Source organism: Enterovibrio sp. FF113 (genome assembly GCF_041439165.1).
In the GTDB taxonomy this organism is placed as follows: Bacteria; Pseudomonadota; Gammaproteobacteria; order Enterobacterales; family Vibrionaceae; genus Enterovibrio; species Enterovibrio norvegicus_A.
In genome coordinates, this window is the sequence record NZ_JBGONO010000005.1 from 56716 (window position 1) to 82958 (window position 26243).

Here is a 26243-nt window from a genome sequence, read left to right on the forward strand (position 1 = left end):
CAATTCTCTCTCAGCACATCTTATGCCCCGCAAGCATGCCTTGCGAAACATCAAAAATATGAGCTAACACTTGTAAGCTCAAACTAGACTTGCAGTGTAATGACTCCTACATCAATTACAAGAAAAAGCGCCGGAAACACGGTTAATAATCGACCATAAATGAATACGAACAGTGTTCATTTCAGAGTACACCTGTTCTCTCAAATTATAAGGAAGTTGTAACAATACGTATCAAGAATGCACGAAGGAAAAGCACATAAACAAAAAGCCGACGCAATGTCGGCTTTGGCGGGTCGTCCACAGATAATTATGTGGCTATTAACTCAACGAGTTACCACAAATCGACAGCAGTTGATCACGCATCCAGAGGTGACCTTTGTCTTTTTCAGCAGAGGCATGCCAACTTAAATAACCACTAATGCGATTGTTTTCTAACGGCAGTGGGAGTGTCTTAAGGTTGGTTTGATGTTGACCCGATTCCACCATCCAGCGCGGCGCAACCGCCACTAATTCAGATTGGCTCACGACATACAAAATATTGCTTAAACTTACGCCTTGGTATGCTTCACGGTATCGACCATCACGATAGAAGCCTTCGGCATAACTCAGCATTTCTCCGTTGTGTTTTAGCACTGCGTGCGCTTCATTTAGCAAGGCTTTTGCTGTAATGCTATCTGCCAGTCGTGGGTGATTTTTATTGACCACCACAACCAGTTCGTCGTTAAACATTTCAGTACTAGAAAAACCGGTTTCGCCAAAACGCAGGTAATCAATCACAAAGTCGATTTCCTGATAACGAAGCTTGCGAGAAATATCGCGATCAAACTCGGTTTCTACCTGAACATTAATGGCCGGAGCGACGCGGTTGATCGAGTTCAGGATTTGCGGAACAAAACGCATGTCCGATGGGCTACAAATTGCCAGTCGGAACGTACGGTTGCTCGTTTCAGGAACAAACACCGACGTTGGCAGTTCGTTCTTGATCAATTGTATGGCTTGACGAATAGGACCAAATAACTGGCGCGCACGCTGGGTAGGTTTAATGCCACGGCCATTACGTACAAACAGCTCGTCATTAAACATGACTTTCAAGCGAGCCACTGCGTTGCTCACTGCAGGTTGCGACATCCCTAAATTTTGTGCGGCACGAGTAATGTTCTGCTCTTGCATCACCGCATCAAACACTGTGATGAGATTAAGATCGACACTTCTCAGCGTCGTATCAGCGCGATTTTCAGAATTATTCGTCGACTCTATATGCGTCATACCTAAACCTTGAACAAGGGAGTAAATGTGTCAACGTTACCCATGTATACAAACTGCTATCACACCTAAAAAAGGCGATTACAAAGCGATTAGGTAGCTATGCCATTGAGCACAGCGGATCGAGTTTGGATAATGGAACGTCAAACACGCGTTCATGTCCTGACAGGTGATAAGTTTACTTAATGAAACTGAACACACCATGACTGGGACACAAACTTAGTAACATGACTGGCGAAAGATACCCCAGTAAATTGTTATAAAAACATGTTCATAGGCAGGAGGGTAAACCTAAAAATCCATTGCTTTTTTCGATTATAAAACAACCATATAGATCTAAAAATCGCACACAAAATCCTCGATACCAACCCATTCATGCAATCAATACTGCTTGGCTTTTTTATTTGATCCCACAGGTAGCTTCATGTTGAACATCGCCTGTTTACGACGTTGACTTGGCCAAAAATCCGACAATAAATCGTTCACATGTTCGGGAAACTCCACCTGTGACCAAAGCTGCTCATGAAGCTCAGGCAAGGTGCTCGTATCCCCCACTGCTAACCATTGCGCAATGGCTTCTGCCACTTCAGGATATTTCACTCGCTGACTTTCGGAGTGCGCTAACCATTGGCGGATCGCATTTATGTCCAAACTTTCCATGGTGCTTGCCAAACCAAGTATGTCTAACGTGGTGACATTGCTTTGCTGCTCAAACTGACCACTGAGAGGTTTAAGCAGCAATTTCTTGCCCAAAGATAAAGCTTCAGAGGGCAACTCAAAACCGCCGTTCGCAATCACGCCATCACAAGCGAATAAAGCCTGTTGAAATTCTGCTTTGCTTAATGGCCGAAGATCAACATTGCCATCTTGTGCCGCGTTCTGACAATCAGGATGGAAACAGATAAATGATGAAGAAAAGTGTCGCAAGGTGGTGAGAACACTGTCCAACCGTTCAAACGGTAAATACACCAATACCGCGCCGCTTTTGGGATGTGAATCGTTCGGTTTCAAATCAATAATAGGCGGTAAAACGGGTTGGTTGAAGTGATACCAGTGAAGGCCGATGTTGAGTTCAGTGGGCGCAAAAAAACGCATGATGGCTTTATCTATGAGGGTTTGCCCTTGCTTGGGCACGTCATAAAGAAACGCGGACTGATGGCTGATTGAAAGAGAAGGAACACCACGATGCTTGGCGGCATGCGCAGTGACAGGCTCGAAATCTGAAATCACCAAATCATATTGCGTCACATCCAGCGTGCGCACTTCCTGCATAAACTGCCACAAGTTATTGTTGAACGCCGTTTTTACGTGATCAATTTTTCCGGCATGGCTAAAGAAGGTGAATCCTCTTCGCACCATGTAATCACCAAACACTGCCATGTCGAAATACGCGGATTCGGCGCGGCCAGAAAACAGAAACTGCACCTCGATGCTTGGCGTTTCAGATAAGGCTTGTGCCATCGCCCGTGCACGGGAAATATGTCCATTGCCCGTTCCTTGTACGCCATAAAGAATTTTCATCACTGCTCTCTATTGTTATACGGGCTATCCCGCGAAATACACATACTCGGAAAAGCGCAATACCAATGACGCACACCCTAGTCCCAATAACGCGCCCACCAACACATCGGAAACGTAATGCACACCGAGCAACACGCGTGAAGCACCGATACTGGCTGCCCATGCCCAATACACCGCGTTGTAATCAGGGTAAAAATGACTGAGAAGCGCTGCCATGAGAAACGCCGCTGACGTATGGCCTGATGGCATACTGTAAAGATCGGAAGGGATAATAAAAGCAGGGAGGTGCTGTGGCCTAGCTCGACGAAATAGACGCTTAAGCACCATATAAACGGGTAACTCAATCGCAAATGCCTGCAAACCACAAACAAGAAACGAGACGCCTTTGTCGCCTGCTGTCAGTGCAAGCAAAGCACCGATAGCCAGATAAAGATGTCCGTCTCCACTTTTGGATACCCACCGAAACACGCGTGCAATATCGGCACTGAATCGGTGGCTTAAACAAAGGGTAGATACGGCCTGATCGACCCTTTGGAGGGTAACGAGACTGCGCATTCATCAACTCCATTTATTGACGTTACATAGTCAGCGTAGAGTTGAGCAGTGACAGTCCGGTTACGATTTGCAGACGACTGTGTGAATTTTATGCCATCACATTAATGTAGAAATGTGCGTATGCCGAAGCGAGTTATACCGAGCCGGGTGCATGTAATGGCTCATGCCGTTTCACTTTGCCAAAATCCGCCAAAATGGCGTAGGCCGCTGGGATCATAAACAACACCAATAAGGTTGAGGTGAAGATGCCGAACACAATCGAGATCACCAATGGCTTCACCACTTGTGCCTGCAAACTGGTTTCCAGCATTAAGGGCAACAGACCAGCCGCCGTCGTTAACGAGGTTAAGAACACCGCACGAAAACGCTCCTGACTGGCGCGAACCACGGCGCTGTAAACATCATCCCCTTCATCTAAATGATGACGAATGTATTGCACCAGCAAGATGGAGTCATTCACCACCACGCCAGCAAGAGACACAAAACCCATCATGCTTGGCATACTCAGAGGATGACCAAGCAGCCAATGCCCCCAAAGCACACCAATCAGTGCCAGCGGAATCGCTATCAACACCACAAAAGGTTCAAGGTAACTGCGGAATTGGAAACTCAAGATAACGAAGATGCCAAACAGACCAAGGGCAAAACCAATGCCCATTGAGCGCCCTGTTTCTGCCGAGTCCTGACTTTGCCCTTCAAACAGCACGCGCAGCCCTGGATATTGGGTTTCCAAACCGGGCACGATTTCTTCTTTTAGGCGCGCTAATACATCACCAATGCTGACCTGACTTTGCACCACATCGCCAAACACACTCAAAGTGCGAAGCCCGTCAATACGCTGGATCCGCACATAATTGCGCTGATAATTCAGCTCTGCCACAGTCGATAAGGGGATCAAGCTGCCATCAGGCAAAACAATAGGAAAGTTAGCCAACCCTTGTAGACTGCTGGCATCGTCTTTGTCGAGTCGCACATCCACTTCAATCGACTCTGGCCCGACTTGAATTTCATCAGCGGTTTGTCCGAAGTACGCCGCGCGTAACTGCCGCGCAATCATTTGACCATTAATACCAAAAGTTTCCGCGCCAGGGCGCAGCGTCACCTTCACTTCTTCTTTGCCTGGGCGCATATCATCAAGCACACCGGACACGCCCTCAAACTGTCCGATAAATTGCTGGATTTGTACCGATGCTTGTTTCAATTCATCCAGATCGTCGTGTTGCAATCGAATATCAAAATCACGTCCTCCGGGACCCATGGCAGGTTGCTTGAACACCAAAGAAATCGGTGTGGTTAGCATGCCCGTCTCTTTTTCCCATTCCGCGGCGAAATCATCGATCAATGTTTCTCGCATTTCTGCGCTGAGCAAATCAATACGCACAGTGGCAATGTGCTGACCGCTTTCGTCGGCATCGGCGTTAAAATTGAACTGCTCGGTAATGTGTTCAATCAGCGGTTGTCCTTGCTCATTCTCTTCACTTAAGCGCTCACTCACCCGATTCGCAGATTCAATCAGCGTTGCCACAACCGATTCGGTTTGCGCCAAGGAAGACCCTGGCGGCAGGATCACTCGCGCTTCGGCAATATCACCATCCAGTTCGGGAAACCCCACAAAGCGCACGGCGCCGGAAGCCAGCAGGGCGAATGAAATCAATAGCATGGCAAGCACGCCACCGACAAATGCATAGCGCCATTCCACGGCTTTGGTGACAAGTACCGCTAATCTATTAGCACGAAAATGCTCGAATTTTTCTAAGAATTTTCGTTTGAACGCAAGATCAGGCTTAGGCTTGCCTGCCTTCGAGAGTGAATGTTGCAAGTGGTGCGGCAAGATAAGAAAGGCTTCAACAAGGCTGAGTGTTAAGACCAAGATCAGCACCATGGGCACGACGCGCAGCACAGCCCCCATTTCCCCTTGCAAGAAGATCAAGCTACCAAAGATACACACGGTGGTGAGATAGGAAGACACGACGCCCGGCAGCACCTTTTTCACCCCATTGACCACCGCATCTTCCAGCTTCTGCCCCCGATCAATATGGGATGCGATGGATTCGGAGATCACGATGGCGTCATCCATCATGATCCCTATCGCCATTAGCAACGCCACCAGCGACATGATGTTGATCGATAACCCAAGCTGCGCCATGAGAAAGAAGCTACCAAGGAAGGCCACTGGAAGACCTGCCGCCACCCAAAATGAATAGCGAAATGAGAAGAACAGCCACATGACACCAAAGACCAAGATCACCCCTTGCCATGCGTTACGGGTCATCATGGTCAGACGATCCCAAAGCAGGGACGAGAAATCATTGGTGAGGTTTAAGGTGACACCCGCAGGCGCAATGGCTTGCTGATCGTCGACAAACTGCACCACTCTTTCTTTGATACGAAGGGCGTCATCGGCTTTGTTTTTGCTGATCTTAAGCAGTGCAGACGGCTTGCCATCAAACCAGACTTTTTGTTCATCCAGTTCAAAACGTTCTGTTAGTGTGGCGATGTCTTGCAGGCGGATCACGCCACCCTCGCTGTCAGCCGCCACCACGATCTGACCGAGTGTTTCTGTAGCAATTCGTCGCTGATCAAAGCGGATCAACAAGCTTTTGTCGGCTAATTCAACATTGCCACTAGGGAGATTGATATTTTGAGCGCTGATCTGCGCGGCGATATCTTCCACACTCAAGCCCAGTTGGCGTATGGCACTTTCGCGTACTTCGATGCGTATTTGCTTGTCGGAAAATCCTGCCACGTTAACCAGTTGAACATCATATTGGTGCTTGAGTTTTTGCTTGAGATCTTCGGCATAGGCTTTTAGCCCGACCCAATCCGTTTCTGCCGCGATCGCAACATCAACAACTGGCTCATTCCAGTCCAACTCACGCACCACAGGCGGTTCGATATCACTGGGGAAGTTGTTCACGGCGTTGATCTGGGTTTGAATATCCACCAGCATGCGCGAGATATCAGCCTCGGCATTGAGTTTCACCACTAAACTCGCGGAGCCTTCCACCGCTTCACAGCGCGTTTCTTCGATATTGGAAAGCCCATCAACAGCTTCTTCCATCAACAGACAGATATTCTGCTCTACCTGCTCAGGGCTTGCTCCGGGATAAACCACATTGGCAAGAATGTAAGGCGGCGCAAATTCGGGGAAGGTTTCTCGTTTAAGTTTGGATAATGACGTCAGGCCCAACAAGATCAGCGTCAGCATCAGCAAATTGGCGGCTGTCGGATGTCGGGCGAAAAAACGAATCATACGTCGTCCTCTGTCGCTTTTTCACCGACACGGCTTTGCTCCATACTGTTTTCATCAACACGACTCTGTTCAATACCGCTTCGGTCAACGCTTTCGCCATCGACAGTGACGGCTTCCAGCGTCATTCCGGGCACCGCAGGCAGCAGATCGTTGATAACGATTTGCTGTCCTTGTTTCAGCGCGCCGTCGATCGCAACATGATTGCCGCTGCGGAACACAATAGTCACAGGCAAGACGACAAGCTCGCCTTCTTCCATCACATAGATCTTATCGCCTCTGAGCGCTTGCTCGGGGATCACCCAATGGGAAACGGGTTGTCCTGAGATACTGGCTTTAACAAACATGCCGTTGACCAGTGTCGGCATGGCAGCAATACCCGCATGCTTTTTATCACTCAGCGCGATTTCCAAAATCACACCTACAGTGGCCTGATTGAGGTTCACGGTATCGCTAATACGCGCCACATTGGCGCCCCACTCACGGGTAAACGAACCACTCGACAACGCCACACTGGCATCCAGTTGGTGGATCTTTTGTTCAAAACCGTTGCCGGTTGCATCAACCAAGGTGTCGAACACAGTTTGCATATCGTGAATAGAGACTTGTGCGTCCACTTCTACCGCTTCGAGACCATGGGCAACCACCATCACTTGTTGAGGTGTTACCACTTGATCTTGCTCGATATTAACCTCCGCAATGCGACTGTCGACCGGAAGTACAATTTGGGTTTTCTCCAGATTGCGCTCAGCCTGCTCAAGTGCCAATCGGCTAACATCCAATTCTGCCTGAGTGATCCGCTTTTCATCGGGCAGCACTTTTATCTGGCTTTGCAGATCTTGCACTCGCGCTTGTTGCGATAAGAAAGCTTGCTGCTCCGAATCCAGATCAGATTGGGACGTCAGCCCTTTCTTTCGCAGGTTTTTCTGGCGAGTGAGTTCATCTCGGCTCAAGGTAAGACGCCGAATTTCAATCGCGAGCGTGGCTTGCAAGTTGGTATCGTCCAGATCGAGCTTGGCGAGACGGGCTTCTTTTGCGCTCACATCAGCTTGTGCTTGCGCCACGGCGAGTTGGTAATCCGTCGGGTCAATACGAAGTAATTCCGTGCCCGCAGGCAGTACCTGCCCTTTTTGCAACGCCGGATTTCGGTAAATCACCTTACCATTCACTTCGGCGATAGCTTGCCACGTTAGTTTCGGTGTCACCCGACCAAACCCCGTCACTTTTGGGGCAATGTCTTGCTGCATTAGGGTAACCACATCGACCGCCCGTGCTTTAGATTGTGCGGGTTTCACGGGAATATCAGGACGCAAAGTAATGGCCATAAACAGCACCAACGCACCGATCGCCAAGGCGGGAAAGAAAAGCAGTTTTCGGCGCAGTGTCATGGTAAAAGACCTCCGTATCCAACAAAGTATCAGTACAAATCGCGTTATACCGATTCATGCACGAAGTAATACTACGTTGGAACATCCAGTATTTCTTTCAATTTACAAAACATTGCATTGCCAAATTATCAATTTGTGACAAGCCGAACTGTGGCAATCGTAGCAGCGCCAACTGCGTTCCAAGCCAATGAGACGACGACAAACTCACGTCGTCGTATTCAACTAACGCTTTCGTCGTGAGATCACCCAAAACCCCAGTTAGTGAATAAAACCAATTTGACACATGAAAAGCAGTTTATTTCACCACAGTTAACAGTATGAATAACGCATTCTTGTTATTTTCTATTTTGATATTGACGCAATAGTAAATGGTTTGGTATTCATTTGTGCAGACCTTATTAGGAAGCTGTAAAAATGATGATGCGTATTTTCCTCCTAGACCTTCTACTCCTCGTGAGCTTTTCGCGCGGGTAGGTCATGGACTGAAGATAACATCCACCAAGACTTACGAAACCCGCGCCGAGTGCGCGGGTTTTTTTGTATTACCTGCCAGCGGTACGGATAACTAATATCACTATCAGTCAGTAACTAAGAAACTGTCCACGATATGGGTATTCAACGGCAAGAGAGGGAACGACCATGAAAGACCGAGTCATCATATTTGACACTACCTTACGCGACGGCGAACAAGCGCTGTCAGCCAGCCTGACTGTAAAAGAGAAGTTGCAGATCGCACTGGCGCTCGAGCGTCTAGGTGTTGATGTGATTGAAGCTGGCTTTCCCGTTTCGAGTCCCGGCGATTTTGAATCGGTGCAGACCATTGCAAGAACGATCAAAAACAGCCGTATTTGTGGCTTGTCCCGTGCCGTAAATAAAGACATTGATGTCGCGGCTGAGTCGTTAAAAGCCGCTGAAGCGTTCCGCATTCATACGTTTCTTTCTACTTCTACCATTCACGTACAAGACAAATTGCGTCGCAGCTATGACCAAGTGGTCGAGATGGGTGTTAACGCCGTTAAACGTGCGCGTCGCTATACCGACGATGTCGAGTTCTCATGTGAAGATGCAGGTCGCACCCCCATTGATAACTTGTGCCGCATGGTAGAAGAAGCCATCAAAGCAGGCGCAACCACGGTCAACATTCCTGACACTGTCGGCTACACCGTACCCGGTGAGTTTGGCGGTATTATCGAAACCCTGTTTAACCGCGTTCCTAACATCGACAAAGCCGTGATTTCAGTTCACTGCCATGACGACTTGGGCATGTCGGTTGCTAACTCAATTGCTGCAGTGCAAGCCGGTGCGCGTCAAATTGAAGGCACAATTAATGGTATTGGTGAGCGTGCAGGTAACTGCGCACTAGAAGAAATTGCCATGATCATCAAAACCCGCAGCGAATTGCTGGGCGTGGATACAGGCATCAACCATAGCGAGATTAGCCGTACCAGTAAGATGGTCAGCCAGCTTTGCAACATGCCGATTCAATCCAACAAAGCGATTGTGGGCACGAATGCCTTTAGCCACAGCTCAGGCATTCACCAAGATGGGATGATTAAAAACAAGAACACCTATGAAATCATGACCCCTCAGTCGATAGGTTTGGGCCAAAAAGCCTTGAACCTAACCAGTCGCTCTGGCCGCGCTGCCGTGAAGAACCACATGGACACCATGGGCTACAGCGATACTGAGTACGATTTGGATAATTTATATCAAGCATTTTTGAAGCTAGCCGACCGAAAAGGCCAAGTTTTCGATTATGACTTGGAAGCACTGATGTTCTTCAATAACCTGCAAGAAGAAGATGACTTCTACAAGTTGAAGTACCTGAGCGTGCAAAGTGGTAGTGTGAAAGCCACCGCGACCATCAGCTTGCAATGTGGCGACGAAGAAATTAGCGACGCTGCCATCGGCAACGGCCCAGTAGATTCTTTATATCAAGTTATCTACCGTATTACGGGTTACGAAATCGTGCTGGATAAGTTTGACCTGACCGCCAAAGGCGAAGGGGAAGATGGTTTAGGGCAAGCTGACATTATCGCCAATTATAAAGGCCGCAAGTATCACGGCACGGGCGTTTCAACAGATATTATTGAAGCATCGGGACAGGCGCTATTGCACGTCATCAACAGCATTTACCGCGCTAACCGCATTGCTCAAATTAAAGAACAAGCAACTTTGAAAACGGAGACAGTATAACCATGGCAGGTACGTATAAGATTGCCGTTCTACCGGGTGACGGTATTGGCCCAGAAGTGATGCAACAAGCCCATAAAGTGCTGGATGCTATCAGTGAAAAATTCGATATCACCTTTGATAAAAACGAGTTTGACGTCGGTGGCATTGCCATCGACAACCATGGTTCACCACTGCCAGATGCGACCTTAAAAGGCTGTGAAGCCGCAGACGCAGTATTGTTTGGTTCAGTCGGCGGCCCGAAATGGGAAAACCTGCCACCGAACGAGCAACCAGAGCGCGGCGCATTGCTGCCTTTGCGCAAGCATTTCCAACTGTTTTGTAATCTTCGCCCTGCGCAAATTCATGCAGGACTTGAAGCATTTTCTCCGCTGCGTGCTGATATCTCTGAGCGCGGTTTCGACATCGTGGTGGTACGTGAACTGACCGGTGGCATCTACTTTGGTCAGCCAAAAGGCCGCGAAGGCTCTGGCGCTGAAGAACGTGCATTTGATACCGAAGTTTACTATCGCTACGAAATCGAGCGTATTGCTCGCATCGCGTTTGAATCGGCGCGTCTTCGCCGCAAAAAAGTCATGTCTGTCGATAAAGCTAACGTCCTGCAAAGCTCGATTTTGTGGCGTGAAGTGGTCGAAGAAATCGCCAAAGACTACCCAGATGTTGAGCTGTCACACATCTACATCGACAACGCGACCATGCAACTTATTAAAGACCCGTCGCAGTTTGATGTGATGCTTTGTTCGAACATCTTCGGTGACATCATTTCAGATGAGTGCGCGATGATCACCGGCTCCATGGGCATGTTGCCATCGGCCAGTCTCAACGACAGTAAGTTCGGCCTATTCGAACCAGCAGGCGGCAGCGCACCAGACATCGCCGGTAAAAACATTGCCAACCCTGTGGCACAGATTCTGTCTGCGGCATTGATGCTACGTTACAGCCTAGGTGAAGAAGACGCCGCGATTGCGATTGAAAACGCAGTGAGCAAGGCGCTAGAAGCGGGTGAATTGACCGCGGATCTGGCTGGTAACACAACTCCGCTGACGACGTCTGAAATGGGTGATAAAATCACCGCGTACGTCCGCGAAGCATAAAATAAGAAAGGATTCTTCCCGTCAGTCTTTGCTCTCGTCGCCAACGCCGCGACGAGTCTCAAGACAACAGGGAAAATAAGGAAGAAGCAATGTCTGCAAAAACACTATACGAAAAAGTCTACGACGCCCATGTGGTGGTCGCAGCAGAAGGTGAAACCCCTTTGCTGTATATCGACCGCCACTTGGTGCATGAAGTCACCTCTCCGCAGGCATTTGATGGCTTGCGTGAAAAAGGCCGTCCGGTGCGCCAGGTGTCGAAAACCTTCGCCACCATGGACCACAACGTGTCTACCCAAACCAAAGACATCAATGCCTCTGGCGAGATGGCTAAGATCCAGATGGAAACCCTCGCGAAAAACTGCGAAGAGTTTGGCGTTACCCTTTACGACCTGAACCACCCGTATCAGGGCATCGTTCACGTGATCGGCCCTGAATTAGGTATTACCCTGCCAGGCACGACCATTGTTTGTGGCGACTCGCACACCGCGACCCATGGCGCATTTGGTTCATTGGCGTTTGGTATTGGCACCTCAGAAGTTGAGCATGTGCTGGCAACCCAAACCCTGAAGCAAGGCAGTGCCAAGACCATGAAAATCGAGGTCAAAGGCAAGGTCGCTGACGGCATAACGGCAAAAGACATCGTTCTCGCCATTATCGGCAAAGTCGGTCATGCCGGTGGGACGGGCTACGTGGTCGAATTCTGCGGTCAGGCGATTGAAGATCTGACCATGGAAGGCCGTATGACGGTCTGTAACATGGCGATTGAACTTGGCGCGAAAGCGGGTCTGGTTGCACCGGATCAAACGACCTTTGATTACCTGCAAGGTCGCAAGTTCTCCCCAACTGGCGAGAATTGGGATTCAGCGGTTGAATACTGGAAAACGCTGAAAACCGATGACGACGCCAAATTTGATGCCGTGGTGACACTCGATGCTGCCGACATCAACAACCAAGTAACGTGGGGCACGAACCCAGGCCAGGTCGTTGGTATCAATGGCGTAGTGCCAGCACCAGAAAGCTTTAACGATCCGATTGAGCGTCACTCTGCAGAGCGCGCGCTGAAATACATGGGCATTGAAGCCGGTCAGAAAATCACTGACATCACCATCGACAAAGTGTTTATCGGTTCTTGCACCAACTCACGTATTGAAGACATGCGCGCCGCTGCTGCTGTTGCCAAAGGCCGTCAGGTCGCACAAGGTGTTCAAGCCTTAGTGGTTCCGGGTTCTGAGCAAGTGAAAGCGCAAGCAGAATCAGAAGGCTTGGATAAGATCTTTATCGAAGCAGGGTTTGAATGGCGTCTGCCAGGCTGCTCCATGTGTTTGGCGATGAACAACGACCGCTTAGGGCCAAAAGAGCGCTGCGCATCGACCAGCAACCGTAACTTCGAAGGCCGTCAGGGCCGCGAAGGTCGTACCCATCTGGTTAGCCCAGCCATGGCTGCCGCGGCTGCCGTTGCGGGTCACTTTGTTGACGTTAACAGCTTCGACATTACGAACGCATAAGGAATCACCATGTCAGGAATTAAACAACATACTGGTCTGGTGGCACCGCTGGACGCCGCTAACGTCGATACCGACGCTATCATTCCAAAACAGTTTTTGCAGAAAGTAAATCGTACCGGTTTTGGCAAACACCTGTTCCATGACTGGCGCTTTCTCGACGAAGCAGGCCTGCAAGACAACCCAGAATTTGTGCTTAACCAACCACGCTATAAAGGCGCAAGCGTGCTGTTAGCACGTGAAAACTTTGGCTGTGGCTCTTCCCGTGAGCACGCACCATGGGCTTTGGCCGACTTTGGCTTCCAAGTGATGATTTCTTCAAGCTTCGCGGATATTTTTTACGGTAACTCCATCAATAACCAAATGGTGCCCGTTACGCTGACAGAAGCAGAAGTCGATGAGCTGTTCGCGTTTGTAGCAGACAATGAAGGCGCAGAAATTTCGCTAGATTTGGAAGCGCAAACCGTCACAGCAGGCGATAAAGTCTATACGTTTGAAATCGACGATTTCCGCCGTCATTGCTTGCTGGAAGGACTAGATAGCATCGGTCTGACACTGCAGCACAGCGACAAAATCGCCGAATACGAAGCCAAGATCCCCGCTTTCTTAGTCTAAGATCTTATTGGAATATATATGCTTTACTAAGAAACCGACCATGATAATGGTCGGTTTTTTTATGCGCTTCGTACCCATCAAAAAGAAAGAAAACTGCATTTACTCAGGTCTTTATACCTATCTGATTAAGTCAGCGGTCATCAATTTGCGCAGGAAAAACCTCTGACGCAGAGATTGCCGATGTTAACCAGCAAGAATGACGACACATTTATTCTCATTGGTATTACACACAACTATTTTGAGTTAGGGATAAAACATGCGTAAAAAACTGCCTCTTGGCGTATCGCTATTCGCAATGTTGCTATTGCTTTCAAGTCAGGCATTTGCCGCCCCCCAAAGCGAGTTATGGCCAACTTGGGATAACAGTAACGAAAGCAATTCAGCCACGTTTGACCACAGTCAGTGGCAACACCTCCTTGATCGCTATCTTACCGAGGAAGGCCAGCACACTTTGTTCAATTACGGCGCAGTGTCGTCGCAAGACAAAGCGGTACTGGAACAATACCTGACCGATTTAACCTCACTTGACCCGCGCAACTATCGTCAAAGCGAGCAATTTGCTTACTGGGTGAATCTGTATAATGCGCTGACAGTGAAAGTGATTCTCGATGAATATCCCATCAAATCCATCACCAAATTGGGTGGTTTCCTAAGCTTTGGCCCTTGGGATGACAAAGCCACCACTGTCGCAGGACAATCGCTGACGTTAAACGATATTGAGCACCGCATTCTTCGCCCTATTTGGAACGACTCCCGTATTCATTATGCCGTGAATTGCGCCAGCCTAGGTTGCCCAAACCTTGCCAAAACCGCCTTTACTGCAGAGAACACGGAGTCCTTACTTGATGCAGCGGCAACGCAATTCACCAACAGCGAAAAAGGCGCTAGCGTTGATGGCAACACCTTAACCTTGTCATCCATTTATGAATGGTATGGCGTTGATTTTGGTGACAATGAACAAGCCATTTTGAAGCAGATAGACGTGTATCGCGACGGGAAGCCACTAAAAGGCTGGTCGGGGAAAATCCAATACGATTACGACTGGTCGCTCAATAAGCCATAACAATGATTGGTAATCATCGCCTTGATGATTACAATATCAACCATCTCGTGGGGAGCTGACATGAAGTCGGCTGAGATTGCGAAAGCTAAACCCATAAACCTGAACCAGATAATGCTGGCGTAGGAATGAGATGTCGCGGAGTGCAACTCAACTCAATGACCCTCAGCCTCGCCAAACATGATGTGAGGCAACCATGAAACTTCCGATTTCTACCCTGATGTTAACCATGACCATGGCCGGTCCTGTGTTAGCAAGCTCTTCAGACACGCTAACGGTTTACACCTACGATTCTTTTGCTGCTGATTGGGGCCCAGGTCCTGCCGTGAAAAAGGCGTTTGAAGCGCAGTGCGATTGCACGTTGAATCTTGTGGCATTGGAAGATGGCGTCACCATTCTTAACCGACTGCGTCTTGAGGGCAAAAACAGCAAAGCTGACGTGCTGTTGGGTCTAGATACCAACTTGATGGCGGAAGCCGAAAAGACAGGTTTGCTTGCATCACACAAAGTGGACGTGAAAAGTGTCACGCTTCCCGATGGCTGGGACAACACCACATTCGTGCCTTATGACTACGGCTACTTTGCTTTCGTGTATGACAAAACCAAACTCGCTAATCCACCAAAAAGCTTAAAAGAGCTGGTCGAAACGCGCGACGATATTTCCATTATCTATCAAGACCCGCGCACGTCAACGCCTGGACAAGGTTTGATGCTATGGATGAAATCCATCTATGGCGATGATGTCGCTGCTGCATGGCAGCAATTGGCGACCAAAACCGTCACGGTGACCAAAGGCTGGTCTGAGGCGTACAACATGTTCTTAAGCGGCGAGTCAGACATGGTACTGTCTTACACCACGTCACCCGCTTATCATTTGATTGCCGAAGAAAACCCAAACTTCACGAGTGCTAATTTCGAAGAGGGTCACTACATGCAAGTGGAAGTGGCGGCAAAAGTGAAAAGCTCAAACAACTCGGCACTCGCAGACGCGTTCATGCAGTTTATTCTAAGTGACGGTTTCCAGAACGCGATTCCAACGGGTAACTGGATGTATCCGGTCACGGGCGTTGAACTGCCAACAGGTTTTGATACCTTGTCGGTTCCAAACAAAAGCTTGCAGTTCACGCCAGAGAAAGTGGCGGATAATCGCCGCACTTGGATCCGTGAATGGCAATCAGCCTTGGTGAAGTAACATTGTGCTAAACCCTTCAAGAACGTGGCCGGGCATCCTCTCGGCTTCGTTAATTGCGGTGCTGATCAGCGCCGCTTTATTTTCTTTGCTTTCTCAAGCGCCGTCTTTAGACGTCGCATCGCTATGGCATGACCCTTACCTTCAACACGTCACATTTTTCAGTTTCAAACAGGCGCTACTTTCTACCTTCCTTTCAGTTGGCTTAGCAATCCCTGTTGCCCACGCGCTGTCACGGCGTCAATTCAAAGGCAAAGCACTGCTGCTTAAACTCTTTTCCATGACGCTCGTCCTACCCGTGCTGGTAGGCGTGTTTGGCCTATTAGCCATTTATGGGAAAAGCGGTCTTCTGGCCGACGCCCTGTCCGTAGTTGGCATGAAATGGGATGTGAGCATCTACGGCTTGTCCGGCATATTGCTCGCACACGTTTTCTTTAACTTGCCCTTTTCTGCTCAATTACTGGTTCAAGCTCTAGATCAAATCCCGTCAGATCAACGCCGTTTGGCGCAGCAACTCGGGATGCGAGGATGGCATCAGTTTCGCTTGCTTGAATGGCCGTATTTACGCCAGCAATTGCCCCATGCCATTGGTCTGGTGTTTATGCTGTGCTTTACCAGCTTTGCCACAGTGATGGCACTCGGTGGTGGGCCTAGTGCCACTACCATTGAGCTGGCGATTTATCAGGCTATCCGTTTTGACTTTGATCTTCAAACGGGTGCCTTGCTTGCGCTATGGCAACTGCTGCTGTGCGGCTTTTTCCACATTGTGGTACAGCGCATGACCAAGCCCCTTTCACTGCAAGGCAAAGACAGCAACATTCTGCTCGCCAAACGCAGTGACACTCGCCTGGAACAGTGTTGGGACTACGTATGGATTGGTTTCGCAGCCCTACTGGTACTGCCACCGTTGGTGATGGTGGTGGTGAGCGGCATCAACCCAAGTGCGCTTTCGGTGCTAACACAAGCAGCGCTTTGGCAGGCCACCGCCAATTCACTTTCGTTGGCGTTTGGCAGTGCACTATGTGCCTTTATGTTGGGTGCAACCATTGTGCTAACCAGTCGATTTTGGCGCTTAACAGGGCATCCTAGACGCGCCGATGGCATCGAAATGACCGCATCTTTGATACTGGTGGTGCCAAGTGTCGTGTTAGGCACGGGGTTGTTTTTGATGCTGCGTGAACATATGGACGTATTCAGTTCACCGTATTGGTTAATACTCGCGGTGAACACTTTAATGGCGTTGCCCTATGTCGTGAAAATTCTCAGCCAGCCCGCTTATCAGTTGTCACAGCAATACCACGGATTGTGCAACTGTCTTGGCATCAAAGGCATCAACAGACTGCGACTGATTGAGTGGCGCGCACTCAGCACACCCATCGCGCGAGCCTTTGCTGTTAGCTTTGTTCTTTCTACGGGAGATTTAGGCGCGATTGCTTTAGTTGGTAGTCAGGATTTTCAAACGCTCCCTCTCTATTTGTTCCATTTAATGGGTAGCTACCAAATGGATGCAGCAGCGGCGGCATCGCTTGTTTTGTTTGCATTAAGTCTTGGCAGTTATGCCCTTATCGAAACATTGATCACGAGGAAACGTCATGCTGAAAGTCAGTGAATTGTCGTATCACTATCAGGCACAAACGCTGTCTTTTTCGTTTACTTCTAAGCCGGGCTCTATCACGGCGATCCTCGGCCCTAGTGGCGCAGGAAAAAGTACGCTGTTATCACTGCTTTGTGGGCTATTGCCGCCAAGCGGCGGTAATGTGCTATTCGATGATAATGAGTTTACCCAAGCCCCTGCACATGAGCGCCCGCTTTCTATTTTGTTTCAGGAGCACAATCTTTTTGGCCACTTAACTGTGTTCGACAATATTGCGCTCGGTATTAGCCCGCGCTTAGCGCTCAGTGCTGACGACAAAAAATCCATTGGGCAAGCAGCAGAACAGGTTGGATTAGAAAGCTACCTTGAACGATTACCAGGGCAGCTTTCTGGTGGCCAGAAGCAACGAGTCGCACTCGCGCGATGCCTTGTGCGCAATCGCCCACTGCTATTACTCGATGAGCCCTTCTCTGCGCTTGACCCGTCATTGCGTAAGGACATGCTTCAGCAGGTAAAGCAACTCGCTCGCCAATTCAACACCACCATTTTGATGGTCACTCACCATCCTGAAGATGCCATGGCCATCGCTGATAACGTCTTGTTTATTGATGGTGGGAACGTGGTATATCACGCAGATATCTCAGAACTCAGCGCACCAAATGAAATCATAAAACAATATCTTTCATAAATTTAGCATTGAAGTACTGGCAGACATTGCGCATCAATCAACCGCATCTATACTTACTTTTAAGACAACGAACTCATAAGAGAGATGCGATTGTGACTGTTACCAGTATTGATGTGCTGGACTCGGTGGTCGATATTACGGCCCAAACGGAGTCCGACACCATTTCTGAAAGCCTCATCACGACAATTTTGCAATTAACCCCGGCAAATCAGGTTCTGGTGTTGGATTATAATCCTGAGACAAACCCAGAGTTCATGGTCGTTGCATGTTCAGACATCTTTCTCTATGAAGAGGAAAAAGATGCGATTGAACGAGTGCTTCATAATTGCGTGACCATTGGTGACAATGTGGTGGAATTTAGTTCCGCAGACAATCAGTCCCTGCTTGCTGTGCCTATCAAAGGCGAAAATGACGACATTAATGCGGTGGTTTTCTGTAAATGCGATCAACTCAAAGGCGATGAAGTTCAGCTGGTCGAGGGATTAGCAAAAATCTATGAAAACTATCAAAAAATTATTTCTGCCAGTGAACGAGACGGCCTAACAGGGCTTTACAATCGCAAGCTACTCACCACCAAAATTGATTTACTGCTTGACCGTTTTCTCATACAGGGTAACAGCATCACGGATGACCCTTCCCACCACCACTGGGTTTGCATTTTTGACATCGACCACTTCAAGAAGGTCAATGATGCACTGGGTCATGTGTTTGGCGATGAGGTTATCTTGTTAATCACCTCAATGATGAAAAAAGCGTTTGATGATGAGGATCTTCTGTTCCGCTATGGTGGCGATGAATTTGTTGTCATCATGCACCCTCAATCTCGTGAAGACATGGAGGTGACCGTCCGTAGCTTTATCAAAACCGTCAACGAACGTGATTATGGTCAAGCAAAAGACGTCTCTATCTCAATGGGGGCGGCATCCATCAGCGATCAAGAACTCAATGCTATTACTGTGCTGGGTTTTGCTGACCAAGCTCTTTATAAAGCCAAACAAAATGGGCGCAACCAAGTCGCATTTTATGAAGATTTGATTGCCTGTGGCGAATTGCAGTCTTTGGTACCTGAAGACGACGTAGAACTGTTCTAGCAGCTATACCCGCTATAATGTAAGCCGCCACAAAGGCGGCTTTTGTTTTTGTGACGATATATACAAATTAACAATGGCACATCCATTGACAAAAACATCACATATCAATTCCCTAAATGCAGAGGGTTGCGTATAATCAACGCCAGAAAATCTAGACAGGTTGGTTATTTCGAGTTCATTTATGCCCTGCATTCGTCAGTTCACAGTTACCGCACTCACATTCTTTCTCTCTTTGCTATCGCCTGTTTCATTTGCCGATACCAAGCAACTGATCGTCACTGGCTCATCAACTTGGCAACCTTTCTCATTCATTAATCGCGACGGACAACCTGATGGGATCATGGTCGACTATTGGCGTTTATATGCAAAAGCCAACGATGTTGACGTGCATTTTCAACTCTTGCCGTGGAGTGAGTCTCTGCAGTATGCAGCGAACAACGAAGGCGTCGTTCATGGTGGGTTAGGCTATACAGGCGATCGGGCGGACAATTTAGCCTTCTCTCGAGAGCTGCCGCTCAATCACTACAATGTGAACCTGTTCGTGCAAAAAGATTTGCCTTTCGAAGATTTTAACGCCCTTGGCTCAGCGAAAGTAGGGTCAGTCAAAGACAGCGCCAAACATGCCTTTCTTTTGTCACACCTTTCTGAAGAAAATATTACCTTGTACCCCACTTTTGGTTCATTAAATGAAGCGGCCTATCGAGGCGAGATTGATGTATTCATTGATGACCTGAGTACGGCGCTTTACGATATGCGCCATTCTGGGAATACTGGCCTGTTCACCTCTCGAAGCAAGCTCTACTCTTTTCCGCTCCATTTTGCAGTCGCTAAAGTTACACAAGATAACATTGCCCAAATTGAGCGCGGATTAAGTAAAATAGACGTGGCTGACATTGATGCCATTTATAACAAATGGATCCCAGCCAGTAGGCTCAATGCCACCTTACCTTGGCTGAACAAAACAGCACACTACATCATTCTTATCTCTTCCTTGGTGCTATTGATTGGTGGGCTAACGCTTTACCATCGCTTGTTGAAGTCTCGCACCAATGAGCTAAAAAATGCCGTTGAGGCACTGAAAGATTCGAATAATCGTCTTGAGAGTGCCGTTCAAAACGACGTACTGACAGGTGCAAAATCTCGACATCAATTTTTCACACAACTCGCAGACAAACGCTTTTCACCTTCACCGTTTGTGGTTGCGGTGCTGGATATTGATGGGCTGAAACACATCAATGAGAATCATGGTCAATATATTGGTGATATGGCACTGAAACACCTTGCGACTCAGCTACGTCTTCAGCTTTCAAATCAAACCATGTTTGCACGCCTTGGCGGCGGAGAATTTGCGATATTATTTGATTTGAGTGACAACAGTCAGGCGATGCGAAAAATTAATCAGATACAAAAAGCCCTACAACTAAGTTCACTCTATTTTGACCAACAAGTGGTGCCGGTGAAATTCAGCGCTGGGATTGGCTGTTACCCTTATGATGGTGAGCATGGCGAAGCACTGGTGCGTATCGCATCTAAGCGTATGCGGGCAAACAAACCCAACTATGGCAATTTTAGTGCTAATGACCATGAACCAGAAAGCATGGCAGAGCGTCATTGGGCTTAATCGCAATAACGCAAAAAATCACGACTACACTGTCGCGAAATTGGTAACCAAAACAACAAAGGCTGCCCTCGGGCAGCCTTTTCGTTATCTCGTTGCTCTATCAACTGTCTAATCGTGATTATCCATCAAGTTGCTATAAGTTCTCTTCAGCAAACTCGGCCAGACGGCTTCGCACCACGCCATTCAAGTAGACGCTCGCACTGCCTTCAAAGTTCTTAAATCGCTCTACGATATAGGTCAACCCTGATGTCACAGGGGTTAGATAAGGACTGTCAATCTGCGCTAGGTTACCTGAGCAGACAATTTTTGTGCCTTCTCCACAGCGGGTGATAATGGTTTTAAGCTGTGATGCGGTGAGGTTTTGGCACTCATCCAGAATCACAAAGGCGTTCTGTATTGAGCGACCGCGCATAAAGTTAACCGATTTAAACTGGATGTTGGCTTTATCCATGATGTAACGCATGGAGCCATCGGTGCACTCATCGTTTTTGTGCAGCGCTTCCAGAGTATCGGTGACCGCACCAAGCCAAGGGAGCATTTTCTCTTCCTCGGTTCCGGGTAGAAAACCAATAGACTCAGCAATTTCTGGTGTATTTCGGGTGACAATAATCTTGTCATACATCCCTTTTTCCACCACCTGCTCAAGCGCAGCGGCCATGGCGAGAATGGTTTTACCACAACCTGCAGGCCCAGTGAGTATCACCAGATCGATGCTCGGGTCAAGCAAGGCATCTACAGCCATGCCTTGATAAATATTTTTCGGGCGAACCCCCCATGCTTCGCGATGCATTAAACGTTCACGACTGATGTCTTTGAGTTGGAGTTCGTTGTCATTCAACCCAACAACTCGCCCAGCAAAGTCATCACTTTCATCAAGGACATATTGGTTCATGTAGGTGTTGTCGACCATTTCACGCGGCACAGTATGCAGCGTGGTTCTGCCACTATTTTGCGTATCACACTGCCCTACTCGGTCCCAGAAACTGCCTTCGAAAACCTGAAAGCCCTTAGTAAGCAGGCTAACATCGTCGATTAACTGGTCGGTACGGTAATCTTCAACATACAGCACCCCAGCACCTTTGGCGCGAAGTCGCATGTTGATGTCTTTGGTGACCAAGACCACCTTGCGGGGCGTACGTTTGGCTTGCAGAAATAAGACGGCGTTAAGGATCCGGTTGTCACCGGCTTTATCCGCAAAGGCTTGTACTGTTTCCTTGATTTCAAAGTCGACCAAGATTGAAACCGTACCTGTTGCACCTTCATTACCGACCACTATCCCTTCTGAGATTTGATCCGGCGTTGCGTCTTTAAATATACCTTCAAGGGCCCGAATCGCTACCCGTGCATCACGGGACACATCCCGCTTACTGTCTTTGATTCGGTCAAGTTCTTCGAGGACGGTCATAGGAATGACCACATCATGTTCTTGAAATGAATAGATGGCGAATGGTTCATGAAGCAGGATATTAGTATCCAGCACAAAGAATTTGCGTTCGGCATCGCCCATAGACACCTCCTTGGTAACATAGGCAAGTGAGACAACCCACATATTCCCCAATGACGATGACTTCGTTTAGAAAGACACTCGCATCGGGGTATATTCTTAATCGTAAGACAAATTCAAATCCTTACACGTCGATTACTCCACATTTTCACGAATTTGTTGCCTATTTGTTACACACGCCAAATTTCCTACATTGACCGTGACCATGCTCACAACTTCAAGTACCATAAGCAGCCATTTTCTCGGTGCTCATCATGGCCTACACTGTAGTTCTCGAAAAAGCACGCTCCAATTTGTGTCAGCTTTAACCAGAGGTTTCTTCACTTATGCCCTACGCCCTCGGACAACGTTGGATCAGCGATACTGAAAGTGACCTAGGTCTTGGTACTGTGGTTGCTATCGACGCACGTACCGTTACCCTAATGTTCCCCGCCAGCGAAGAAAATCGTTTATACGCCCGCAGCGATGCGCCTATCACCCGTGTAATGTTCAATGTGGGTGACAGCATTGAAAGCCACGAAGGCTGGTTTTTACAAGTCGAACGCGTTGACGAAGAAAAGGGTGTACTGACCTACACAGGACAGCGCTCGGATACCGGTGAAGACGACGTCCAGCTTCGTGAGATTTTACTGAGTCACCACATTCGCTTTAACAAACCACAAGACAAACTGTTCGCTGGTCAAATAGACCGGATGGATCGCTTTGCGCTTCGCTATCGCGCACTGAAAAACCAATATGAACAACATAAAAGTCCAATGCGTGGCCTGTGTGGCATGCGTGCTGGCCTGATCCCGCACCAGTTGTTCATCGCTCACGAAGTGGGTCAGCGCCACGCGCCACGCGTTTTGTTAGCCGATGAAGTCGGCCTGGGTAAAACCATTGAAGCGGGTATGATTATCCACCAGCAAGTGCTGTCTGGTCGCGCATCTCGCGTATTAATCGTGGTACCTGAAACGCTTCAACACCAATGGCTGGTAGAAATGCTTCGCCGTTTCAATCTTCATTTTTCTGTTTTCGATGAAGAACGCTGTGTGGAAGCCTTCGCTGATTCCGATAACCCGTTCGATACCGCGCAACTGGTGCTTTGCTCGCTGGATTTCCTTCGTAAAAGCCGCAAGCGTGCTGAACAGGCAGCGGAAGGCGAATGGGATTTAATGGTCGTGGATGAAGCGCACCACCTTGAGTGGAGTGAAGATAAACCAAGCCGTGAATATCAGGTGGTTGAAGCGATTGCAGAAAACACGCCGGGCGTACTGCTTCTGACCGCAACCCCAGAGCAACTAGGCCATGAAAGCCATTTCGCTCGCTTGCGCCTGCTGGATCCTGATCGCTTCTATGATTACCAAGCGTTTGTTAAAGAAGAACAACAATACGCGCCAGTCGCGGATGCTGTCAGCCAATTGCTGTCTAACGAAACGCTAAGCAACGAAGCGAAAAACAGCATCACGGAGCTATTGTCCGAGCAAGATGTTGAACCGATACTGCGTATTGTCGAAGCCAATGATGTGGATGACATTCAACGTCGTGATGCACGTAACGAGCTGATTGATAATCTGATGGATCGCCACGGGACTGGTCGTGTTTTGTTCCGGAATACCCGAGCTGCTATCCAAGGCTTCCCTCAGCGCCACCTAAACCTTTATCCATTAGCGTTACCATCACAGTATCAAACGTCCATGCGCGTGGCTGGCATCATGAGTAGTGCCAGTCAAAGCCTTGAGCAAAAAGCGATTCAGTGGTTATACCCTGAAGATATCTACCAGCAGTTTGAAGGCGAAAACGCCACCTGGTGGGGCTTTGACCCGCGCATTGATTGGCTGCTGGATTTATTAAAATCTAACCGCCAAGAAAAAGTGCTGGTGATCTGTTCGCGCGCGCAAACTGCGCTGTCATTAGAACAAGCACTGCGTGAGCGCGAAGGTATTCGTGGCACCGTATTCCACGAAGGCATGTCGATTCTTGAGCGTGACAAGGCGGCAGCTTATTTCGCCCAAGATGAAGCTGGCGCGCAGGTGCTTATCTGTTCTGAAATTGGCTCAGAAGGTCGTAACTTCCAGTTTGCAAACCAACTGGTGATGTTCGATTTGCCCATGAACCCAGACTTGCTTGAGCAGCGTATTGGTCGCTTGGATCGTATCGGTCAACAACGCGATATTGAAATCCATGTTCCTTTCATGATCGGCACCTCACAAGCATTGCTGGCGCGCTGGTACAACGAAGGCCTTAATGCCTTTGAAGAGACCTGCCCAACCGGTCGTGCCGTGTTTGAGCACGTTCAAGATGACCTGCTTCAGCTTCTGGCAAAAGGCAGCATTGATGAGTCTCTCGATGCACTGGTCGAAACCAGTGCCGAGATGCATTATCGCTTGAAAGGTGAAATGGAAAAAGGCCGCGACCGTCTGCTGGAAATGCACTCTAACGGTGGTGAGCAAGCCAAAGCGTTGGCAGAAAAAATTGCCTCACTTGATGGCGACACCAATCTAGTGACATTTGCATTGGGTCTATTTGATACGGTTGGCCTGAACCAAGACGACAAAGGCGAAAACGCCATTGTGGTGACGCCATCTGAGCACATGCTGGTATCAAGCTATCCGGGACTACCCGAAGAAGGCTGCACGATAACGTTTGATCGCGAAACGGCACTCTCACGTGAAGACATGCGCTTTATCAGTTGGGAACACCCAATGATCCAAGGCGGCATCGACTTGCTGTTGTCAGAAGAGGTGGGTTCTACGGCGGTTTCGCTACTGAAAAACAAAGCCTTGCCTGTTGGCACTTTGTTTCTTGAACTGCTGTATGTTGCCGACGCGCAAGCGCCGAAAAATTCAGGCATTCATCAGTTCCTTCCGGCTGCGCCAATTCGCGTGCTTCTGGACGCCAAAGGCAATGACTTAGCTGCCCAAGTGGAATTTGAAGGCTTCAACCGTCAATTAAGCCCAGTCAACCGCCACCTCGGCAGCAAGCTGGTCTCTTCGGTTCAAACGCAGATCCATGGCTTGATTGAAATGGGAACCCCGATTGCACAAACTCATCTAGTATCGGTAAAAGAAAGTGCCGAAGCTGAGATGACCACTAAGTTGCGCTCGGAATTGGATCGTTTGCAGGCGTTAAAAGCGGTGAACCCGAACATTCGTGACGACGAGTTGGAAAGCTTGGAAACACAAATGGCGGCTCTGCGCACCTACATCAGCCAAGCACAAGTTCGTCTTGATGCGTTACGTGTGATTGTGGTTAGCCACCAGTAACCCGTTACCGATCAACATTTGCTAAACACCCAATCAAGGCACTGCTTCGGCGGTGCCTTTGTTTTTCACTCTCTTCTTTTTCAAGCCTGTCGTGCTACACTTCCGGCCGTTTAATTTTCGAGCGAACTCATGAGCGACTTTATCTACAACCCACCAAAGGAGCCTTGGCTGGACGTTATTTATCAGGACGATGACATTATCGCCCTGAATAAACCCAGCGGACTCTTGACCAATCCGGGCCGCGATCCGGCGCACTACGACAGCGCTTGGTCACGCATCAAACAAGAGTATCCGAAGGCAGAATTGGTGCATCGCCTTGATATGTCGACCTCTGGCTTAATTGTGTTCGCGATGCACAAAGATGCCGAACGCCACTTGAAAGCGCAATTTCGCGAGCGCGTGACTCACAAGCTTTATTACGCGCGGGTTTGGGGAAGTGTTGAGCTTGATGAAGGTCGCGTGGATTTACCGCTAATTTGTGACTGGCCGAATCGGCCGAAACAAATGGTGTGCTTCGAAACTGGCAAGCCCTCCGTCACGGACTATGAAGTGATCAAGCGCGAGAAGAAAACGACCTTAATGCGCCTGTTGCCCATCACGGGGCGATCTCATCAACTTCGCGTACACATGTTGGCACTCGAGCACCCGATTGTTGGTGATGAATTCTATGCGTATCCGCAAGCGTATAAGTATTCACCTCGTCTTCAACTGCATGCTGGCGAGTTATGTTTTCTTCACCCTGGCACAGGTGAACCTATGCATTTGTCGGCACCCTGTGATTTCTACGCCAATGCCCCTACTGATACATTGGTCAAACGTGGCATTAAAGCCGATGCAAGTTTATTGAAATAGCGCAGTCAACGTTTTACA

General features: G+C 48.6%; 18 protein-coding genes and 1 riboswitch. Of the genes, 12 read left to right on the forward strand and 6 right to left on the reverse strand.

The window, feature by feature from the left end; translation table 11 throughout:
- Positions 1–318 precede the first annotated feature (318 nt).
- The 5 genes from leuO to ACED36_RS05280 form a co-directional block, all read right to left on the reverse strand.
- Positions 319–1266, reverse strand: a complete 948-nt coding sequence (gene leuO / locus ACED36_RS05260) for a transcriptional regulator LeuO (RefSeq protein ID WP_016958998.1) — start codon at positions 1264–1266, stop codon at positions 319–321.
- A gap of 378 nt (positions 1267–1644) precedes the next feature.
- Complete coding sequence (locus tag ACED36_RS05265; RefSeq protein ID WP_371732887.1) at positions 1645–2784, reverse strand: MJ1255/VC2487 family glycosyltransferase; 1140 nt, start codon at positions 2782–2784, stop codon at positions 1645–1647.
- 24 nt (positions 2785–2808) lie between these two features.
- On the reverse strand, positions 2809–3339 hold the full coding sequence (locus ACED36_RS05270) for a phosphatase PAP2 family protein (RefSeq protein WP_371732888.1): 531 nt from the start codon (positions 3337–3339) through the stop codon (positions 2809–2811).
- A gap of 133 nt (positions 3340–3472) precedes the next feature.
- A complete protein-coding gene (locus tag ACED36_RS05275; protein ID WP_017005190.1) occupies positions 3473–6592 on the reverse strand; it encodes an efflux RND transporter permease subunit in 3120 nt (1039 codons plus the stop codon).
- Positions 6589–7977, reverse strand: a complete 1389-nt coding sequence (locus ACED36_RS05280; protein ID WP_371732889.1) for an efflux RND transporter periplasmic adaptor subunit — start codon at positions 7975–7977, stop codon at positions 6589–6591. The genes ACED36_RS05275 and ACED36_RS05280 overlap by 4 nt, the downstream gene beginning before the upstream one ends.
- A gap of 639 nt (positions 7978–8616) precedes the next feature.
- On the opposite strand from ACED36_RS05280, the gene leuA reads away from it, so the two are divergent.
- The 10 genes from leuA (at position 8617) to ACED36_RS05330 (ending at position 20624) form a co-directional block, all read left to right on the forward strand.
- On the forward strand, positions 8617–10173 hold the full coding sequence (gene leuA, locus ACED36_RS05285; protein ID WP_016959003.1) for a 2-isopropylmalate synthase: 1557 nt from the start codon (positions 8617–8619) through the stop codon (positions 10171–10173).
- Positions 10174–10175: 2 nt separating this feature from the next.
- Positions 10176–11264 (forward strand): 3-isopropylmalate dehydrogenase, encoded by a 1089-nt coding sequence (gene leuB, locus ACED36_RS05290; RefSeq protein ID WP_016959004.1) that lies wholly within the window; start codon positions 10176–10178, stop codon positions 11262–11264.
- Between the two features lie 89 nt (positions 11265–11353).
- Complete coding sequence (leuC, locus tag ACED36_RS05295) at positions 11354–12769, forward strand: 3-isopropylmalate dehydratase large subunit (RefSeq protein WP_016959005.1); 1416 nt, start codon at positions 11354–11356, stop codon at positions 12767–12769.
- Positions 12770–12778: 9 nt separating this feature from the next.
- On the forward strand, positions 12779–13381 hold the full coding sequence (gene leuD / locus ACED36_RS05300; RefSeq protein WP_016959006.1) for a 3-isopropylmalate dehydratase small subunit: 603 nt from the start codon (positions 12779–12781) through the stop codon (positions 13379–13381).
- A 256-nt stretch (positions 13382–13637) separates the two neighbouring features.
- Positions 13638–14444 (forward strand): DUF547 domain-containing protein, encoded by an 807-nt coding sequence (locus ACED36_RS05305; protein ID WP_016959007.1) that lies wholly within the window; start codon positions 13638–13640, stop codon positions 14442–14444.
- Between the two features lie 38 nt (positions 14445–14482).
- Positions 14483–14587: riboswitch (TPP riboswitch) on the forward strand.
- Between the two features lie 50 nt (positions 14588–14637).
- Positions 14638–15633: a thiamine ABC transporter substrate binding subunit gene (gene thiB / locus ACED36_RS05310; protein ID WP_371732890.1), complete on the forward strand. Its 996-nt coding sequence runs from the start codon at positions 14638–14640 to the stop codon at positions 15631–15633.
- Positions 15634–15637: 4 nt separating this feature from the next.
- A complete protein-coding gene (thiP, locus tag ACED36_RS05315; RefSeq protein ID WP_371732891.1) occupies positions 15638–17239 on the forward strand; it encodes a thiamine/thiamine pyrophosphate ABC transporter permease in 1602 nt (533 codons plus the stop codon).
- Complete coding sequence (thiQ, locus tag ACED36_RS05320) at positions 17223–17912, forward strand: thiamine ABC transporter ATP-binding protein (protein ID WP_017005200.1); 690 nt, start codon at positions 17223–17225, stop codon at positions 17910–17912. Before thiP ends, thiQ begins: the two co-directional genes overlap by 17 nt.
- Before the next feature lie 92 nt (positions 17913–18004).
- Positions 18005–19003, forward strand: a complete 999-nt coding sequence (locus ACED36_RS05325) for a GGDEF domain-containing protein (protein ID WP_371732892.1) — start codon at positions 18005–18007, stop codon at positions 19001–19003.
- A 181-nt stretch (positions 19004–19184) separates the two neighbouring features.
- A complete protein-coding gene (locus tag ACED36_RS05330; protein ID WP_016959012.1) occupies positions 19185–20624 on the forward strand; it encodes a GGDEF domain-containing protein in 1440 nt (479 codons plus the stop codon).
- A 133-nt stretch (positions 20625–20757) separates the two neighbouring features.
- On the opposite strand, the gene ACED36_RS05335 is transcribed toward ACED36_RS05330, so the two are convergent.
- Entirely contained in the window at positions 20758–22131 is a 1374-nt protein-coding gene (locus tag ACED36_RS05335; RefSeq protein ID WP_016959013.1) for a PhoH family protein, read from the reverse strand.
- A gap of 323 nt (positions 22132–22454) precedes the next feature.
- Between ACED36_RS05335 and rapA the strand changes: the two genes are divergently transcribed.
- Positions 22455–25373, forward strand: a complete 2919-nt coding sequence (gene rapA / locus ACED36_RS05340; RefSeq protein ID WP_016959014.1) for an RNA polymerase-associated protein RapA — start codon at positions 22455–22457, stop codon at positions 25371–25373.
- A gap of 129 nt (positions 25374–25502) precedes the next feature.
- On the forward strand, positions 25503–26225 hold the full coding sequence (gene rluA, locus ACED36_RS05345) for a bifunctional tRNA pseudouridine(32) synthase/23S rRNA pseudouridine(746) synthase RluA (RefSeq protein ID WP_016959015.1): 723 nt from the start codon (positions 25503–25505) through the stop codon (positions 26223–26225).
- Positions 26226–26243: the final 18 nt, after the last annotated feature.

Coding starts and splice junctions, on each gene's coding strand:
- leuO (WP_016958998.1), bottom strand. CDS start 1,266: ATGACGCATATAGAGTCGACGAATAATTCTGAAAATCGCGCTGATACG.
- ACED36_RS05265 (WP_371732887.1), bottom strand. CDS start 2,784: ATGAAAATTCTTTATGGCGTACAAGGAACGGGCAATGGACATATTTCC.
- ACED36_RS05270 (WP_371732888.1), bottom strand. CDS start 3,339: ATGCGCAGTCTCGTTACCCTCCAAAGGGTCGATCAGGCCGTATCTACC.
- ACED36_RS05275 (WP_017005190.1), bottom strand. CDS start 6,592: ATGATTCGTTTTTTCGCCCGACATCCGACAGCCGCCAATTTGCTGATG.
- ACED36_RS05280 (WP_371732889.1), bottom strand. CDS start 7,977: ATGACACTGCGCCGAAAACTGCTTTTCTTTCCCGCCTTGGCGATCGGT.
- leuA (WP_016959003.1), top strand. CDS start 8,617: ATGAAAGACCGAGTCATCATATTTGACACTACCTTACGCGACGGCGAA.
- leuB (WP_016959004.1), top strand. CDS start 10,176: ATGGCAGGTACGTATAAGATTGCCGTTCTACCGGGTGACGGTATTGGC.
- leuC (WP_016959005.1), top strand. CDS start 11,354: ATGTCTGCAAAAACACTATACGAAAAAGTCTACGACGCCCATGTGGTG.
- leuD (WP_016959006.1), top strand. CDS start 12,779: ATGTCAGGAATTAAACAACATACTGGTCTGGTGGCACCGCTGGACGCC.
- ACED36_RS05305 (WP_016959007.1), top strand. CDS start 13,638: ATGCGTAAAAAACTGCCTCTTGGCGTATCGCTATTCGCAATGTTGCTA.
- thiB (WP_371732890.1), top strand. CDS start 14,638: ATGAAACTTCCGATTTCTACCCTGATGTTAACCATGACCATGGCCGGT.
- thiQ (WP_017005200.1), top strand. CDS start 17,223: ATGCTGAAAGTCAGTGAATTGTCGTATCACTATCAGGCACAAACGCTG.
- ACED36_RS05330 (WP_016959012.1), top strand. CDS start 19,185: ATGCCCTGCATTCGTCAGTTCACAGTTACCGCACTCACATTCTTTCTC.
- ACED36_RS05335 (WP_016959013.1), bottom strand. CDS start 22,131: ATGGGCGATGCCGAACGCAAATTCTTTGTGCTGGATACTAATATCCTG.
- rapA (WP_016959014.1), top strand. CDS start 22,455: ATGCCCTACGCCCTCGGACAACGTTGGATCAGCGATACTGAAAGTGAC.
- rluA (WP_016959015.1), top strand. CDS start 25,503: ATGAGCGACTTTATCTACAACCCACCAAAGGAGCCTTGGCTGGACGTT.